Below are 16,251 nucleotides of genomic sequence, written 5' to 3'. Positions count from 1 at the left end.
GCCGTAAGCGGACATCAGGGACGAAACGCCGACGTGGTCCTTCGTGGCCCCGCCCCGACCGGCGACGATGCCGTGTCATGGACATCTTGCTCGTCGCCAGCGCGTTCAACAGCCTGTCCCGGCGTGTGTACACCGAACTGTCGGACGAGGGACACCGGGTGGACGTCGCCCTCACCTCGCACGGGACCGACGCGGTCCGCGCCGCCGTGCGCGAGCGGCGTCCGGAACTGATCGTCGCGCCGATGCCGACGTCGGCCCTGCCCGAGGACGTGTGGCGGGAGCACACCTGTCTGATCGTGCGGCCGGGGCCGCCCGGCGACCGGGGCCCGTCGTCCCTGGACTGGGCGATCGAAGAGGGCGCGTCCGAGTGGGGCGTGACGGTGCTCCAGGCCGAGGCGGCACCGGACGCGGGTGACATCTGGGCGGACGCGGCCTTCCCGGTGCCGCCGGCCGGCAAGAGCGACGTGTACCGCAACGAGCTGTCCGACGCCGCCGCGGCCGCGGTGCTGCTCGCGGTGCGGCGCTTCGCCGAGGGATCGTTCAAGCCCCGGCCGCAGAGCGACCCCGGGATCCGCGTGGTGTGGCGGGACTACTTCCGCCAGGAGCAGCGGCGGATCGACTGGGAGAACGACGACACCCGGACGGTGCTGCGCAAGCTGCGCGGGGGCGACTCGCGACCGGGCGTCCTGGACGAGCTGTGCGGCCGGGAGGTGTATCTGCACGGCGGGCACCCGGAGGACCGGCTGCGGGGCGCGCCCGGCGAGTTGCTCGCGACCCGGTCCGGCGCGCTCTGCCGGGCCACCCGGGACGGCGCGGTGTGGATCCCGGAGCTGCGCCCCCGCCGGAGCTCGGGCGATCCGGCCCCGTTCCGCCGCCCGGCGGCCTCGGTGCTCGCCGGCTTCCCGGCGCCGCCCGACAGCGGTCCCGGCATGCCGGGTTCGCAGGACCGTCCGTACTGGCTGCCGGAGATCGCCGCCCCGCTCGAACTGCCCCCCGGCCGCACCACCTGGGCCGACATCCGCTACCGGCAGCGCGGTGCCGTCGGCTTCCTGTCCTTCTCGTTCCCGGGCGGGGCGATGAGCACCAGGCACTGCCGCAGGCTGCTCGCCGCCTACCGGTACGCGCTCACCCGGCCCACCTCGGTGCTGGTGCTCGGCGGTGCCCGCGACCTCTTCTCCAACGGCAGCCACCTGCACGTCATCGAGGCCTCCGGCGACCCGGCGGGCGAGTCCTGGTCCAACCTCCTCGCCATGAACGACCTGATCGAGGCCGTGCTGCGCACCACCGACCGGGTGGTGGTCGCGGCCCTCGGCGGCAACGCGGCGGCCGGCGGCGTGATGCTCGCGCTGGCCGCCGACGAGGTCTGGTGCCGCACGGGGTGCGTCCTCGACCCGCACTACCGGAACCTGGGCCTGTACGGCTCGGAGTTCTGGACGTACTCGCTGCCGCGCCGGGTGGGCGCCGAGACGGCCGAGCGGCTGACGAGCGAGGCGCTGCCGGTGAGCGCGGCGACGGCGGAGCGGATCGGTCTGGTGGACCGTCTGGTGCCGGTGGCGCCCATGGAGTTCACGGCGGAGGTCGAGCGTCTGGCCGCGGAGGTGGCCGCCGACCCGGACCTCGCGCGCCGGATCACGACCAAGACCACGGCACGGCACGCGGACGAGCTCCAGCAGCCCCTCGCCGAGTACCGGCGGAGCGAACTCGCCCGCATGCGCGCCGCGTTCTTCGACCCGGAGGCCCCGTACCACGCGCTGCGGTCGGCTTTCGTGCGCGGGCTCCCGAACGGCTCCGCCCCTCCGCCGGCCCCGGCCGGCACGGCATGAGCGCGCGTCCGCTGCCGGCGGGCGCCGGCGTCCCCGTCCAGGCCGTCTCCCAGGCCCCGGCGGGTGCCCGCGCCGCGTGCCCCCGGGCATGACGACGGCCCGTCGGCGGAGCGCGACGGGCCGGTGCCGGGAGGTGCGGACCAAAGGGGCCTGGGGCGTCACCGCCGGATGCCGGAGAGCCGGCGGGCCAGCAGCGGGATGATCACCGCGGCGGCCACCACGTGGGACACGGCCAGGACGACCTGGGTGGACACGGCCGTGTGCGGGGCGACGGCGGGACCGGCGAGGGACAGCGCGGTGAGGGCGACGGTGGTCACCGTGAAGGTACGGGCGGGCTTGCGGGCCCAGCGGGCGAGCACGACCGCGAGGACGATCCCGGCTACCGACCAGAACACCACCCCGCCGAAGAACCCGCCGACCGGGATCCGCGCGGCCTCGGTGGCCCCGGGGCTCGCCGCCTCCATCGGGACGCCCGCAGCCCGGGCCAGGAGCGCGAACGCCTCCGTCACGACGGCGCCGGCCAGGGTCGCCAGTACGCCGACCAGCCAGACGGGACGTGCCGAGAGGAAGCCCGTGACGGTCCGGGAGGGGGCCGGGACGGTCCGGGTCTGCGGGGTCGTGGCACTCATGTCACTGTCTCCTGAGGGAAGTCGAGGCGCCGGGTGCGCCTTCCGCAGAGGTGGACGGCGGGGCGCGGCGGAACTCATCGGTCGTCAGGCGAATTTCACGAACGGCCGGCCGTTGGTCCGGATGGCACACGTCACCCGCACCAACCCGCGCGTCGCGGGAAGGCGTCACCGCATGGACCAGCCGACGAACCACCCCCGCCCCACCACGAGCCCCGCCGCCACGGCCCTGGCCGACCCGCTGGTCAACAAGGGCACCGCCTTCACCCGCGGCGAGCGCGAGGCACTCGGTCTCGACGGGCTGCTCCCGCCCGCCGTGGAGACCCTGGACGAACAGGTCGCCCGCGCCTACGAGGCGTTCCGCGGCTACGACAAGCCCTTGAACCGCCACATCTACCTGCGGCAGCTGCAGGACACCAACGAGGTGCTCTTCTACCGTCTGGTCACCGAGTGCCTGGAGGAGCTGCTGCCGGTCGTCTACACGCCGACGGTGGGCGAGGCCTGCCGGCGGTTTAGCGAGATCTACCGCCGGCCGCGCGGGCTGTTCCTCACCTGGGAGGACCGGCACCGCTTCCGCGACATCCTGCGCAACCGCCCGCACGGCGACCAGGACGTGGACGTCATCGTCGTCACCGACGGGCAGCGCATCCTCGGGCTCGGCGACCAGGGCGTCGGCGGCATGGGCATCCCCATCGGCAAGCTCAGCCTCTACACGGCGATCGGCGGCATCCACCCGGCCCGCACCCTGCCGATCCTGCTGGACGTGGGGACGGACAACGAGGACCTGCTCGGCAACCCCCGCTACCTGGGCCGCCGGGACCGCCGGCTGACGGGCGCCGAGTACGACGAGATGATCGAGGCGTTCGTCTCGGCGGTCGAGGCGGAGCTGCCCGGGACGCTGCTGCAGTGGGAGGACTTCGCCACGGCCCACGCGTACCCGATCCTGGAGCGCTACCGGGACCGGCTGCTCACGTTCAACGACGACATCCAGGGCACCGCGGCCGTCACGCTCGGCGCGCTGTCCACCGCCGCGGACGTGGCCGGCACGCCCCTGCCCGAGCAGCGGCTGGTGATCCTCGGGGCCGGGTCGGCCGCGATCGGCGTCGCCGAGATGATCAGGACCGCCATGATCGACGAAGGGCTGACCGAGGACGAGGCCACGGCCCGGTTCTGGATCCTCGACGTGGACGGCCTGCTGGTGTCGTCCCGCTCCGGACTGTCCCCGCAGCAGCGGGTGTTCGCCCGGGACGACAGCGAGGTCGCCGACTGGGACGGCACCGGCCTCGCCGAAGTGGTGCGCCGCGTCGAGCCGACCGCGCTGATCGGCCTGTCGACGGCGCACGGCGCCTTCACCGAGGAGGTCGTGCGGCAGATGGCCGGCACCTGCGAACGGCCCGTCATCTTCCCGCTGTCCAACCCCACGTCCCACTCCGAGGCCGAGCCCGCCGACCTCACCCGCTGGACGGACGGCCGCGCGCTGATCGCCACCGGCTCGCCCTTCCCGCCGCTCACGGTGGACGGGCACGAGGTGCCGGTGGCGCAGTCGAACAACGTGTACGTCTTCCCGGCCATGGGTCTGGCGGTGACGGCGAGCCGGGCCACGCGCGTCACCGACCGGATGCTGGTGTCCGCCGCCCGGGCCGTCGCACGGTGCGCGGTGCGGGCGGCCGACGGCGTCGAGGGCCCGGTGCCGCTGCTGCCGCCCCTGGCCGGGATGCGCGACTCCGCCCGTGAGATCGCCCTCGCCGCGGCCCTCGCCGCCGTGGAGGACGGGGTGGCCCCGCGGGCGACGGAGGAGGAACTGCGTGAGGCGATCGCTCGGACGCAGTGGACACCCCGCTACGCGGACTGAGCGCCGCGCCGCGGGTCCGCCCCGGGGGACGTACGGTCCAAGCTCAACGGTCGCCCCGGGGAGGCATCGGCCCCTGGACCAGCGGCACCCCCTCACCGGCGGCGTGCTGGACGCCGCCGCGGACGCGTTCGAGCGGCTGCGCCCGCGGCTTTCGGCATCGCCTACCGCGTCCTGGGCAGCGTGTCCGAGGCCGGGGACGTGGTGCAGGACGCGCGGTGAGCAGCCGCAGCGCCACCTCGCGGTAGGCGAGCCTGCCGTCGGCCGCCGCCAGCTCGATCAGGCCGCACGCCGTGATCGCGCCGACCGACGCGTCCTTGATGTCGTGCGGCTGCTGCGGAGCCCGGTAGTCCCACACCGGGACGTGGTGTCGCCGTTCTGGGAGTAGACCCACCTCTCGAACTTCGTGCCGACCGGGAAGGCCGTCACGGCCGGGCGACGGTGCGCAGTTTCTCGACGGCGCAGTCGGCGGCCGCGCGCAGCGTCCGCGGGGTGGGCACGGGTGCCGGAGCGGCGACGGCGGGTGCCGCCGCCGTCACCGTCGCCGCGGCACCGGCCGCCGCCGCCGGCACCGAACGCCGGGAAACACGCATGCAGATCCCGCCCGGACAGTCGCCCTTTTTGACACGTTTGCCACGCTTGGGAACGGTCAACGATGTCGAGGACCGGACGGAGAGCGAGCGCATCCGGAGGCGGACGCGGGATGAGCCCCACCAGACGCAAGGTGCGCGACGGGTGGCACCGGCTGGGGGCGCACACCCTCGTCCGGCGGGGCCGCGAGGTGGAGTTGATGCACCGGGCCATGGGGTTCGCCACGCTCGCGCTGGTCACGCTGGCGCCGCTGCTGATCGTGGTGGCCGCCGCCGACCCGCTCGGGCGCGGCGGCTTCGCCTCGTGGCTGGCCGACGGCATGGGGCTGTCCGGGCGGTCCGCGCGGGTGCTGACGGACATCATCAGCCCGCCGCGCGAGGTCATCGGCACCACCAGCGTGCTCGGCGGCGTCGCGCTCGCCGTCTTCGGCGTGGCCTTCGCGGGGAGCGTGCAGAACGGCTACGAGCGCATCTGGGGTCTGGCGGCCGGTCCGTGGCACCGCGTCTGGCGCCAGGCGGTGTGGATGATCGCCATGACGGTGTACCTGTACCAGGAGGTGCAGACGCGCAGCCTCGTGTCCGGGCCGGAGCGGATCGTGCTGAGCGCGGCGTCCGGTGTGCTGTTCTTCTGGTGGGGGCAGCGCTTCCTGCTGGGCGGGCAGGTCCGCTGGAGCGAACTGCTCCCCGGGGCGGTGGCCACCATGGCGGGCCTGGTCGGCCTGCGCACGTTCTCCCACTTCGTCTTCACGCCGCTCATCGTCACCAACGCCATCAGCTACGGAGCCGTCGGCGTCGTCCTCGTCGTCGAGTCCTGGCTCATCGGCGTGGGCTACGTCTTCTTCGGCGGGACGCTGCTGGGCCGCTGGCTCCTGGAACACCAGGGGCGGGGACGTACGGCCGAGCCCTGACGTGATGGCCGCCAGGTCGCGGCCCGCCTGCCCGACGACCCGCGTAACCGCCCGGGTGGGGCCCGGCCCGATCGCCTATCTTGGCGCCCATGCAGTCCTACACGATCGGCCAGGCCGCACGGCTCCTCGGCGTGAGCCCCGACACCGCGCGCCGCTGGGCGGACGCCGGGCGGGTGGCGACCCATCGGGACGAGGGCGGGCGGCGCCTGATCGACGGCCGGGACCTGGCCGCCTTCTCCGTGGAACTGGCCCGGAGCGACGGCGCCGACGAGGACGCCGCCCCGTACACCTCCGCGCGCAACGCCTTCCCCGGCATCGTCACCGCCGTGAAGCTCGGCGACGTCGCCGCCCAGGTGGAGATCCAGGCCGGACCGCACCGCCTGGTGTCGCTGCTGACCCGGGAGGCCGTGGAGGAACTGGGGCTGGAGGTCGGGATGGAGGCCACGGCCCGGGTGAAGTCGACGAACGTGCACATCGACCGGGCCTGAGACGTCCGTACGAACGCACATACCAGCCTCGTGAAGCACTTCCCCCGCTCATGCGAACCCACAGGAGACTTCCCCCTCGCATCTGCGGCACTATCATCGACGTACGCATGCACGCCCACCGCACAGGGGGCGCGGCCGTGTCGCCCGAGAGTTGGCCAAGGGAGTGCACCCGTGATGACCCGTACCGCGCGCCGCCGTCCGTTCCACACCGCGATGGCGTCAGCCGCCGCCCTGCTGGCCCTGGGCGCGTGCTCGTCGTCCGGGCCGGACACCTCGGGCTCCCCGGCCGCCGGTGAGTCGCCGGGCCAGGTGACCGGCGAGGTGACCGTCTTCGCCGCCGCCTCGTTGCAGGACGGCTTCACGAAGCTCGGCAAGCGCTTCGAGCAGGAGCACCCCGGCACGAAGGTCACCTTCAGCTTCGGCGGCAGCGACTCCCTGGCCGCGAGCATCACCGGCGGCGCCCCGGCGGACGTGTTCGCCGCGGCCAGCCCCAAGACCATGAAGATCGTCACGGACGCCGGTGACGTCTCCGGCACGCCCGCCCCCTTCGTCCGCAACGAGCTGGAGATCGCCACGCTGCCGGGCAACCCGGACCGCATCTCCTCCCTGAAGGACCTCACCGCCAAGGGCCTGAAGGTCGTGCTGTGCGCCCAGGAGGTGCCGTGCGGCGCCGCCGCGCGCAAGGCCCTCGACGCCGCCGGGCTGAAGCTGACCCCGGTCTCCTACGAGCAGGACGTGAAGGCCGCCCTGACGAAGGTCGAGCTGAAGGAGGCCGACGCGGCCGTCGTCTACAAGACGGATGTGCGCGCGGCGGGTGACAAGGTGGAGGGCGTGAAGTTCCCCGAGTCCGCCGACGCCGTCAACGACTATCCGATCGCCCTGCTCAAGGACGCGCCCAACGCCGGGGCCGCCGAGGCGTTCATCGCGCTGGTGCGGTCCGCCGAGGGCCGCCGCGTCCTGGGCGAGGCCGGGTTCCGCACGCCGTGACCGCCCCGTCCGACAAGCCGGGCGCCACGGCCGGCGCCCTCCGCGGCGGGCCGCGGCGCCGGGGTGCGCGGACCGGCGTCCCGCTGCCGCTGCTCCTCCCCGCGCTGATCGGCGTGGCCTTCCTGACCGTCCCGCTGCTCGCCCTGCTCGTCCGCACCCCGTGGCAGGGCCTGCCCGAGCAGCTGACCAGTGCCGCCGTGTGGCAGGCCCTGAGGCTTTCCCTGCTCTGCGCCACGGCGGCGACCGCGGTGAGCCTGGTCATCGGCGTGCCCCTGGCCTGGCTGCTGGCCCGGGTCGACTTCCCCGGCCGCGGGATCGTCCGGGCCCTCGTCACGCTGCCCCTCGTGCTCCCGCCGGTCGTGGGGGGTGTGGCCCTGCTGATGGCCCTCGGGCGCAACGGCATCGTCGGGCGGTGGCTGGACGCCTGGTTCGGGATCACCCTGCCCTTCACCACGGCGGGGGTCGTCGTCGCGGAGGCGTTCGTGGCGATGCCGTTCCTCGTCATCAGCGTCGAGGGCACCCTGCGGGCCGCCGACCCGCGCTACGAGGAGGCCGCCACGACCCTGGGCGCCTCCCGCTTCACCGCGTTCCGCCGGGTCACGCTGCCGCTGATCGCCCCGGGCATCGCGGCCGGCGCGGTGCTGGCCTGGGCGCGGGCGCTGGGCGAGTTCGGCGCGACCATCACCTTCGCCGGCAACTTTCCCGGCCGCACCCAGACCATGCCGCTGGCCGTCTACCTGGCCCTGCAGAACGACCCGGAGGCCGCGATCGCCCTGAGCCTGGTCCTGCTGGCGGTGTCGATCGCGGTGCTGGCCGGGCTGCGGGACCGCTGGATGAGCGCGGGGTGACCGGCATGGGCGAGAGCCGCATGAGCGGCCGGGGCAGCCGGACGGACGAGGCCCGCGGGGCCGGGGCCCCGGACCACGACGTCCGTGCCGGCTCCGGCGCGGACGGGCTGGACGCCCGTCTCGTGGTGGACCGCGGCGGTTTCCGCCTCGACGTGGCCCTGACCGTCGCACCCGGTGAGGTGGTCGCCCTGCTCGGCCCGAACGGCGCCGGCAAGACCACCGCCCTGCGCGCCCTCGCCGGTCTGACCCCGCTCACCGGCGGCCATCTGCGGCTGGACGGCACGGACCTGGACAGGGTGCCGCCGGAGTCCCGCCCGGTCGGCGTCGTCTTCCAGGACTATCTGCTCTTCCCTCACCTCACGGCCCTCGACAACGTCGCCTTCGGCCCCCGCTGCCGGGGCGCGACGAAGGCGGAGGCCCGCGCACAGGCCGCCGCGTGGCTCGACCGGCTGGGGCTCGCCGACCACGCGGGCGCCAGACCGCGCAGGCTCTCCGGGGGCCAGGCCCAGCGCGTCGCCCTGGCCCGCGCCCTGGCCACGCGCCCCCGCCTGCTGCTCCTGGACGAGCCCCTGGCCGCCCTGGACGCCCGTACCCGCCTGGAGGTGCGAGCCCAGCTCCGGCGGCACCTGGCCGACTTCGAGGCCGTCGCCGTCCTGGTCACGCACGACCCGCTGGACGCCATGGTGCTGGCCGACCGCCTGGTCGTCGTCGAGCACGGCCGGGTCGTCCAGGAGGGCACCCCGTCCGACATCGCCCGCCATCCGCGCACGGACTACATCGCGCAGCTGGTCGGCCTCAACCTGTACCGGGGCGAGGCCGACGGCCACACCGTCCAACTCGCCGACGGCCCGTGCCTCACCACCACGGAGCTGCTGTCCGGCCCGGTCTTCGTGGCGTTCCCGCCCGGCGCCGTGACCCTCCACCGCAGCCGCCCCACCGGCTCCAGCGCCCGCAACCTCTGGCGCTGCGAGGTCGCCGGCCTGGAGACGCACGGCGACCAGATCCGCGCCGACCTCACCGGCGAACTCCCCCTCGCCGCCGACCTCACCACGGTCGCCGCGGCCGAACTCGACCTGCACCCGGGCGCCGAGGTCTGGGCGACGGTGAAGGCGGCACAGACCCACGCCTATCCCGTCTGAGCACGGACCGCGACGGTGCCCCACCCCAGGCGGCGCAATACGGTCCGGGCGTTGTACGACGCTCCCGCCCATCGGGCATGGTGGTCTGACTCATAGCCGTGGCCTGAACTATGTTGCCTCACCACATGTGCGCCTGACCTGCGGGTTTCTACGGTGTGCCGATACGTACCCGTCCCCACCGCACACGAGGAAGTGGCGCACATGGCCTCCGCAGCATCCGCTCCCCCGACGCCGAACAGCCTCAAGCGCATCGTCGCCGCGTCCCTCATCGGCACCACCATCGAGTGGTACGACTTCTTCCTCTACGGCTCCGCCGCCGCGCTGGTGTTCAACAAGCTGTTCTTCCCCGACTCCGACCCGCTCGTCGGCACGCTGCTGTCCTTCCTGACGTACGCCGTCGGTTTCGCCGCCCGGCCCCTGGGCGCCCTGGTGTTCGGGCACTACGGCGACCGGCTCGGGCGCAAGAAGCTGCTGGTGCTCAGCCTGCTGCTGATGGGCGGGGCGACCTTCGCGATCGGCCTGCTGCCGACGCACGCCACCATCGGCTCCGCCGCGCCGGTCCTGCTCACCGTGCTCCGGCTGGTGCAGGGGTTCGCGCTGGGCGGCGAGTGGGGCGGCGCGGTGCTGCTCGTGTCGGAGCACGGGGACGCGCGGCGGCGCGGCTTCTGGGCCTCGTGGCCGCAGACCGGCGCACCGGCGGGACAGCTCCTCGCCACCGGCGTGCTGTCCCTGCTGACCGCCGTGCTGTCGGACGCCGCGTTCACCGACTGGGGCTGGCGGATCCCGTTCCTGCTCTCCGGCGTGCTGGTCATCGTCGGTCTGTGGATTCGTCTGTCCGTCGACGAATCGCCCGTGTTCAAGCAGGCGCTGGCGCAGGCCGAGGCCCGCAGCGCGACCAAGGACGCGGAGGCGGAGAAGCTGCCGCTCGTCGCCGTGCTGCGCCACCACTGGCGTGACGTCCTGGTCGCGATGGGCGCGCGCATGGCGGAGAACATCAGCTACTACGTGATCACCGCGTTCATCCTCGTCTACGCCACCACCTCGGCCGGTGTCTCCAAGCAGACCGCGCTCAACGCGGTGCTGATCGCCTCGGCCGTGCACTTCGCGGTCATCCCGGCGTGGGGCGCGCTGTCCGACCGGATCGGCCGCCGGCCCGTGTATCTGGTGGGCGCGGTCGGTGTCGGGCTGTGGATGTTCCCCTTCTTCGCGCTGATCGACACCGGCGGCTTCGGCAGCCTGCTCCTCGCCGTGACCGTGGGGCTGGTGCTGCACGGGGCGATGTACGCGCCGCAGGCCGCGTTCTTCTCCGAGATGTTCGCGACGCGGATGCGCTACTCCGGGGCGTCCATCGGCGCCCAGTTCGCCTCCGTCGCGGCCGGCGCGCCGGCGCCGCTGATCGCCACCGCGCTGCTGTCGGACTACGGCAGCTCCACGCCGATCGCCCTGTACGTCATCGCCGCGGCCGCGCTCACGGTCGTCGCGGTGGTGGCGGCCAAGGAGACCCGCCACCGGGACCTGGCCGATGTCGCCCCGCAGGCCGACGCGGAGCCGGCGGCGGCCGCGCCGAGGGACGCCCGGGTCCTGTGAACCGTGTGGCTCCAGGCCGGCCCCCGTTCGCCGCAGGCGTGCGGGGGCCGGTGCCGTGCCCGAGGGGGGCAGGGCCGCCAGTGCCGTGCCGGGTGTGCGGGAGGTCCGTACGGGGTGCCCCGCGGGGTCAGTGCGGCGCGGGTGCCGACAGCCGGTGCAGTCGCAGCGCCAGCTGGATCTCCAGGGCACGGGCCGGGCTCTGCCAGTCGTCGCCGAGGAGCCGGCCGACGCGCTCCAGGCGCTGGGCCACCGTGTTCACATGGACGTGCAGTTCGTCCTTGGTGCGCGCCGGGCTCATGCCGCAGGCGAAGTACGCCTCCAGCGTGCGCAGCAGCTCCGTACCGCGGCGCCGGTCGTACGCCACGACCTGGCCGATGGTGCGGTCGACGAAGCCCGGGATGTCCCGGTCGCCGGCCAGCAGCAGCCCCAGGAAGCCGAAGTCCTCGGCGGCGGCCCCGTCCCCGGTGCGGCCGAGGAGGCGCAGCGCGTCGAGACAGCGGCGGGCCTCGCCGTAGGCCGTGGCCACCGCGTCGGGGCGGGTGGCGAGGTCCTCGGCGGGCGCGGAGGCACCGACGGTGACCGGGGCGTGGACCGCTGTGCCCAGCTGGCGGGCGGCGCCGCGGGCCAGTCCGGTGGCGGTGGCGCCGGGGCCGAGCGGCAGCAGCAGGACCGTGCCGCCGTCCCGGGCGGCGGCGAGGCCGTGCCGCGTGGCAGCCAGGTGGGACGCCGCGGCCGCCAGGCGTCTGCGGACGTCGGCCTCCTCGTCGGCGCCGGCGGCGCCGCCCTCCAGCCGTGCGGCCAGCACCACGTGGACGGCGTCGAGGTCGGCGTCGAGGCGGGCCGCGCGCTCCCGCAGCACGCGCGGGTCGCGGTCCCGCGCGTCGAGCAGGTCGTCCAGCAGCTCACCGCGCACGCGCTGTTCGGCCTCGGCGGCGGACCGGCGGGCCAGGAGCAGCAGGGACGTGACCATGGCGGCCCGCTCCAGCGTGCGCTGGTCGACCGGGTCGAGGCCCGGGTGGCCGCGCAGCACCAGCGCGCCCAGCAGTTCGCCGCCGGCGGCCACGGCCGCGATCCAGTCGTCCTCGTGGCGCACCGCGTGACCCTCCGCGCGGGACGCCTCCAGGGCCCCGGCCGGTGCCGCGGCGGCCTCGGCGAACTCGACCGTGCCGTCGAGGACCTGTGAGACCGCGGCCGCCACGTCGTGCACCCCGCCCCCGCGCAGCACCAGTTCGGCGAGCCGGTCGTGCACGTCGGAGGCGCGCTCGATGACACCGCTGCGGTCCCGGATGATCTCGTTGGCCCGCTCCAGGCCGGCGAGGGCGGACCGGGTCTCGGCGAGCAGGTTGGCCGTGTCGATGGCGGCCGCGGCCAGGGCGGCGAAGGAGCCGAGCAGGGCGATCTGCTCCCGCTCGAAGACCCGGGCCCTGCGGTCCGCCGCGAACAGCACGCCGATGACGTGGTGCCCCAGCGTCAGAGGCACGCCCAGGATCGCCACGAGCCCCTCGTCGCGCACGCCCGCGTCGATGGTGTGGGTGTGCTGGAAGCGGTCGTCCTTGAAGTAGTCGTCGGTGACGTAGGGGCGTGCGGTCTGGGCGACCAGGCCGCCGAGGCCCTCCCCCATGCCGAGCCGCAACTGCTGGAACCGGGCCGCGACCGAGCCCTCGGTGACCCGCATGTAGGTGTCGCCCCGCGCCGGGTCGTTCAGGCTGAGGTAGGCGACGTCCGTGCCCAGCAGGGAGCGGGCGCGCTGCACGATCGCCTGCAGCACGGCGTCCAGGTCGCGCAGCCCGGCGAGGTCGTGGGCGGTCTCGAACAGCGCGGACAGCTCGGCCTCGCGGCGGCGCCGTCCCTCCAGCTCCGCGCGGACGCGCAGGGCGAGTGGCTTGGCCTGCTGGAGCGCCGCGATCCACTCCGCGGGCCGCCCTTCGGCGCGCGCGAGCAGCACCGGCTGCTCGTAGGCGTCGGCGGACGCGCCCCGGGCCAGGAGCTCCAGGTACGGAGTCTCGGCACTCGCCGGGCGTTCCCCGGCGCCGGCGGGGCGCTCGGCTTGCTGCACGTGATCGCTGGACATGCTCACAGGATTCACCATGACCCCGCCGTCCCGTCAGGCCTGTGGACAACCGCCGGGCGGCCCGGCCCTCAGTGGGCGGTCCAGCCGCCGTCGAGGACGAGCGAGGTGCCGGTCACGAAGGAGGCCTGGGGGGCGCACAGGTAGGCCACGGCCTCGGCGACCTCCTCCGGTTCGATGAGCCGTTTGACGGCGCTGTCCTGGAGCAGCACCTCGGACAGGACGCGCTCCTCGGGGATGCCGTGGGCCCGCGCCTGGTCGGTGATCTGGCTCTCGACCAGTGGGGTACGCACATAGGCGGGGTTCACACAGTTGGAGGTGACACCGTGGGGCGCGCCTTCGAGGGCGGTGGTCTTGGACAGACCCTCCAGGCCGTGCTTGGCGGCCACATAGGCCGACTTGTAGGCCGAGGCGCGCAGCCCGTGGACGGACGACACGTTCACGATGCGGCCCCACCGCTGCCCGTACATGTGGGGCAGGGCGCCGCGGATGAGCCGGAACGGCGCCTCCAGCATCACGGTGAGCACCGTGTGGAACACCTCGGGCGGGAAGTCCTCGATGGGCCGCACGAGTTGCAGTCCGGCGTTGTTGACCAGGACGTCGGTGCCCGCGGCGGCGAGTTCGGCGGCGTCCAGGTCGGTCAGGTCGAGCACGTGCGGTTCCACGGTGCCCGCGAGGCCGTGGCCCTGCGCGGCGAGGGCCTCCAGGCCGGCGGCGTCCCGGTCGACGGCTCTCACCTTGGCGCCGGCGGCGGCGAGCCGCAGCGCACAGGCGCGGCCGATGCCGCCCGCGGCGCCGGTGACGAGCGCGGTGCGGCCGCCGAGGTCGAGCGGACTGGCGTGGGGAGCCGGGAGGACACGGGGCGCGGTCATGTCTCGACCCTAGGCAGGGCCACGCCCTCGACCCATGTGGTCACACCCCACAGTTCAGCCGGATCCAGTGGGGTCGAACCATGTGGGGGCGTCCGACAGGGCCTGCTTGATCCGCAGCAGGTCGAACTCGTCCAGCTCGGGCAGGGCGTCGATGTCGAACCAGGCCACGTCCAGCGACTCGTCGTCGTTGACCCGGGCCTCACCGCCGACGGCCCTGCAGCGGAAGGTGATGTCCATGTACTGGCAGACGTCGCCGTTGCCGTAGGTGACGGGTTCCATGGCCTGGACGAGGACGACCCGTTCGGCGACGCAGCGCACGGCCGTCTCCTCGTAGACCTCGCGCACGGCGCAGGCCGCGGGCTGCTCCCCCGGGTCCGGGATGCCGCCGAGCACCGACCACCTGCGCGTGTCGGCCCTGCGGTTCAGCAGCACTCTGCCCTCGTCGTCGAAGACGAGGGCGGTGACCCCGGGGAGCCAGAGCAGCTGGTGCCCCGCGGAGGCGCGGAGCGTGCGGATGAAGTCGGGAGTAGCCATGGTCACGACCCTAAGGGGCCGGTCGGGGCGCCCCGGCGGGTTTCCGGCGGTGTGCGGACGGTGTACGGCTACACGTCACCGGCGCGTCGCCCGCGCAGGCCGGCGCCGACCGCCCAGCCCAGCCCGCCGGCCGCGACGAGCACCAGCGCGATCTCCGGCAGGACGCCGAGCCGGGTGGCGGGGGTCTGCGAGGAGCGCAGCGGCACCTTCTGCACCAGCGAGTCGGCCACGAACATGCCGGTCCGCTGCGTGATCCTCCCGTCCGGCATGATGAAGGCGCTGACCCCGCTGGTCACCGGCACGGCCACGGTCCTGCTGTGCTCGACCGCGCGGACGCGGGACATGGCGAGCTGCTGGTACGTCATCTCACTGCGGTCGAAGGTGGCGTTGTTGCTCGGCACGGAGATCATCTGCGCGCCGTCGGTGACCTCGGAGCGCACGGCCCAGTCGAACGCGGCCTCGTAGCAGGTGACGAGGCCGACCCGGGCGCCGTCCATGGTGAACACGCCCGGTTCGGTGCCCCGGCTGAAGTCCTGGCGGACCATCGCCGTCCAGTCCGGATTGATCGCGCCGATGAGCGAGCGCAGGGGGAGGTACTCGCCGAACGGCTGGATCTGGCGCTTGTCGTAGATGTCGACCGGGCCCTTGGCGGGATCCCACAGGATCTGCTCGTTGTACAGCCTGCCGTCGCGTTCCACGACGCCGCCGACGGAGACGGGCACGCCGACGGCCCGGGCCGCCGCGTCGATCACGGTGCGGGCGTCGGGGTTGGCGAAGGGGTCGATGTCGGAGGAGTTCTCCGGCCACAGCACGAAGTCGGGCCGGGCGACCTTGCCGGCCCTCACCTCGGCGGCCAGACGCTCGGTCTCGCGCGCGTGGTAGTCGAGCACGGCCCGGCGCTGGGCGTTGAAGTCCAGGCCCGCGCGCGGGACGTTGCCCTGGATCACCGCGACGGTGACGCTGCCGTCCTCGGCCTTGTCGCTGACCAGCGGGCGGGCGGCGAACGCCCCGAGGAGCGGAACGCCCACGCTCAGCACGGCGACGGCGGCCGCCGCGGGCCGTACGACCCCGGTGGCCCGCCTCCTGAGACCGAGGCGCACGGCCTCGTGGAGCCCGAAGCCGCACAGGACGACGGCGAACCCGAGCACCGGAGTGCCGCCCACCGCGGCGAGCGGCAGGAACACCCCGTCCGCCTGCCCGAACGCGACCTTCCCCCAGGGGAAGCCGTCGAAGGGCGCACGCGCGCGTGCCGCCTCGCCGGCGATCCACACGGCGGCCGCCCACACGGGCGCGCCGGGCAGCTTCGACACGGCCGCGATACCCGCGCCGACCAGCGCGACGAAGACCGCCTCGATGGCCACCAGGGCGAGCCAGGGGCCCGGCCCCACCTCCACTCCGGTCCACACCAGCAGCGGCAGCAGGAAGCCGAGGCCGAAGAGGTAGCCGAGACCGAGTCCCGCCTTCCAGCCGCGGCCGCGCAGCACCCAGCCGAAGACCGCGAAGGCCGGCGGGGCCAGCCACCACAGGGTGCGGGGCGGGAAGCTGACGTAGAGGAGCAGGCCGGAGAGCGCGGCTGCGGCGGCCGGGACGAGCCGCCGGGCCCAGACCCGCGCCCGGGGCGCGGTCCGCGGCTCCAGCTGGTCCGACTCGTCGACGGAGGTTGCGGTGACGGTCACTCCCGGAGTCTAAGTCGGGTGGCCCGCGCGCCGACAGCGCGGTCCGTGGCACCGCCGGCCGGCCGCCGCCCCGGGTGCGGCGGCACGCGGCCGCCCCCGCCCGGCCGGGCCCGGGCCCGTCGGCCGCAGCAGCCCTCCTGCTCATTTCGTCACGAGACATCCCCAAAACCTCCACCAGCCGTTACGGTGTGCCGAAGCCCCGGTCGCGCTGCCGGTGGCCGGCCCCGGTGACCGGGGTCATCACAGGTCGGGGGCG

Annotated in this window: 14 protein-coding genes; 8 read left to right on the top strand and 6 right to left on the bottom strand. The window is 74.3% G+C overall.

Annotated elements, in window-relative coordinates; genetic code table 11:
- Window positions 1-77: 77 nt before the first annotated feature.
- Entirely contained in the window at window positions 78-1,823 is a 1,746-nt protein-coding gene (locus ABTZ58_RS24940; RefSeq protein ID WP_351360709.1) for an enoyl-CoA hydratase-related protein, read from the top strand.
- A 158-nt stretch (window positions 1,824-1,981) separates the two neighbouring features.
- Here the strand turns inward: ABTZ58_RS24940 and ABTZ58_RS24935 are convergent, their stop codons facing one another.
- Window positions 1,982-2,452 (bottom strand): DUF6069 family protein, encoded by a 471-nt coding sequence (locus tag ABTZ58_RS24935; RefSeq protein WP_351360706.1) that lies wholly within the window; start codon window positions 2,450-2,452, stop codon window positions 1,982-1,984.
- Window positions 2,453-2,624: 172 nt separating this feature from the next.
- Between ABTZ58_RS24935 and ABTZ58_RS24930 the strand changes: the two genes are divergently transcribed.
- Window positions 2,625-4,301: an NAD-dependent malic enzyme gene (locus ABTZ58_RS24930; RefSeq protein ID WP_351360703.1), complete on the top strand. Its 1,677-nt coding sequence runs from the start codon at window positions 2,625-2,627 to the stop codon at window positions 4,299-4,301.
- Between the two features lie 422 nt (window positions 4,302-4,723).
- Here the strand turns inward: ABTZ58_RS24930 and ABTZ58_RS24925 are convergent, their stop codons facing one another.
- Complete coding sequence (locus tag ABTZ58_RS24925) at window positions 4,724-4,891, bottom strand: hypothetical protein (protein ID WP_351360700.1); 168 nt, start codon at window positions 4,889-4,891, stop codon at window positions 4,724-4,726.
- A 110-nt stretch (window positions 4,892-5,001) separates the two neighbouring features.
- On the opposite strand from ABTZ58_RS24925, the gene ABTZ58_RS24920 reads away from it, so the two are divergent.
- The 6 genes from ABTZ58_RS24920 to ABTZ58_RS24895 all read left to right on the top strand — a co-directional run bounded on the left by ABTZ58_RS24920 (window position 5,002) and on the right by ABTZ58_RS24895 (window position 10,845).
- Complete coding sequence (locus ABTZ58_RS24920; protein WP_351360697.1) at window positions 5,002-5,796, top strand: YhjD/YihY/BrkB family envelope integrity protein; 795 nt, start codon at window positions 5,002-5,004, stop codon at window positions 5,794-5,796.
- Between the two features lie 89 nt (window positions 5,797-5,885).
- Complete coding sequence (locus ABTZ58_RS24915) at window positions 5,886-6,284, top strand: TOBE domain-containing protein (protein ID WP_351360695.1); 399 nt, start codon at window positions 5,886-5,888, stop codon at window positions 6,282-6,284.
- A gap of 174 nt (window positions 6,285-6,458) precedes the next feature.
- Window positions 6,459-7,271, top strand: coding sequence for a molybdate ABC transporter substrate-binding protein (modA, locus tag ABTZ58_RS24910; RefSeq protein ID WP_351360692.1), 813 nt, complete (start codon window positions 6,459-6,461; stop codon window positions 7,269-7,271).
- Entirely contained in the window at window positions 7,268-8,119 is an 852-nt protein-coding gene (modB, locus tag ABTZ58_RS24905; RefSeq protein ID WP_351360689.1) for a molybdate ABC transporter permease subunit, read from the top strand. The genes modA and modB overlap by 4 nt, the downstream gene beginning before the upstream one ends.
- Window positions 8,120-8,124: 5 nt before the next feature.
- A complete protein-coding gene (locus tag ABTZ58_RS24900; protein ID WP_351360686.1) occupies window positions 8,125-9,258 on the top strand; it encodes an ABC transporter ATP-binding protein in 1,134 nt (377 codons plus the stop codon).
- 201 nt (window positions 9,259-9,459) lie between these two features.
- Entirely contained in the window at window positions 9,460-10,845 is a 1,386-nt protein-coding gene (locus tag ABTZ58_RS24895; RefSeq protein ID WP_351360683.1) for an MFS transporter, read from the top strand.
- A 127-nt stretch (window positions 10,846-10,972) separates the two neighbouring features.
- On the opposite strand, the gene ABTZ58_RS24890 is transcribed toward ABTZ58_RS24895, so the two are convergent.
- From ABTZ58_RS24890 to lnt, 4 genes are all read right to left on the bottom strand, one after another.
- On the bottom strand, window positions 10,973-12,916 hold the full coding sequence (locus ABTZ58_RS24890) for a helix-turn-helix domain-containing protein (protein WP_351360680.1): 1,944 nt from the start codon (window positions 12,914-12,916) through the stop codon (window positions 10,973-10,975).
- 68 nt (window positions 12,917-12,984) lie between these two features.
- Window positions 12,985-13,785 carry a 3-hydroxybutyrate dehydrogenase gene (locus ABTZ58_RS24885; protein WP_351360677.1) on the bottom strand — a complete coding sequence of 267 codons (801 nt, stop codon included), beginning with the start codon at window positions 13,783-13,785 and terminating at the stop codon, window positions 12,985-12,987.
- A gap of 54 nt (window positions 13,786-13,839) precedes the next feature.
- Window positions 13,840-14,319, bottom strand: coding sequence for an NUDIX hydrolase (locus tag ABTZ58_RS24880; protein ID WP_351360674.1), 480 nt, complete (start codon window positions 14,317-14,319; stop codon window positions 13,840-13,842).
- 68 nt (window positions 14,320-14,387) lie between these two features.
- Window positions 14,388-15,995 carry an apolipoprotein N-acyltransferase gene (gene lnt, locus ABTZ58_RS24875; RefSeq protein WP_351360671.1) on the bottom strand — a complete coding sequence of 536 codons (1,608 nt, stop codon included), beginning with the start codon at window positions 15,993-15,995 and terminating at the stop codon, window positions 14,388-14,390.
- Window positions 15,996-16,251: the final 256 nt, after the last annotated feature.

The organism is Streptomyces sp. NPDC094143, assembly GCF_040303825.1.
Taxonomy (GTDB): domain Bacteria; phylum Actinomycetota; class Actinomycetes; order Streptomycetales; family Streptomycetaceae; genus Streptomyces.
Note: the sequence above shows the minus strand (reverse complement) of the source record. Positions and strands in the feature narration are given on the sequence as shown.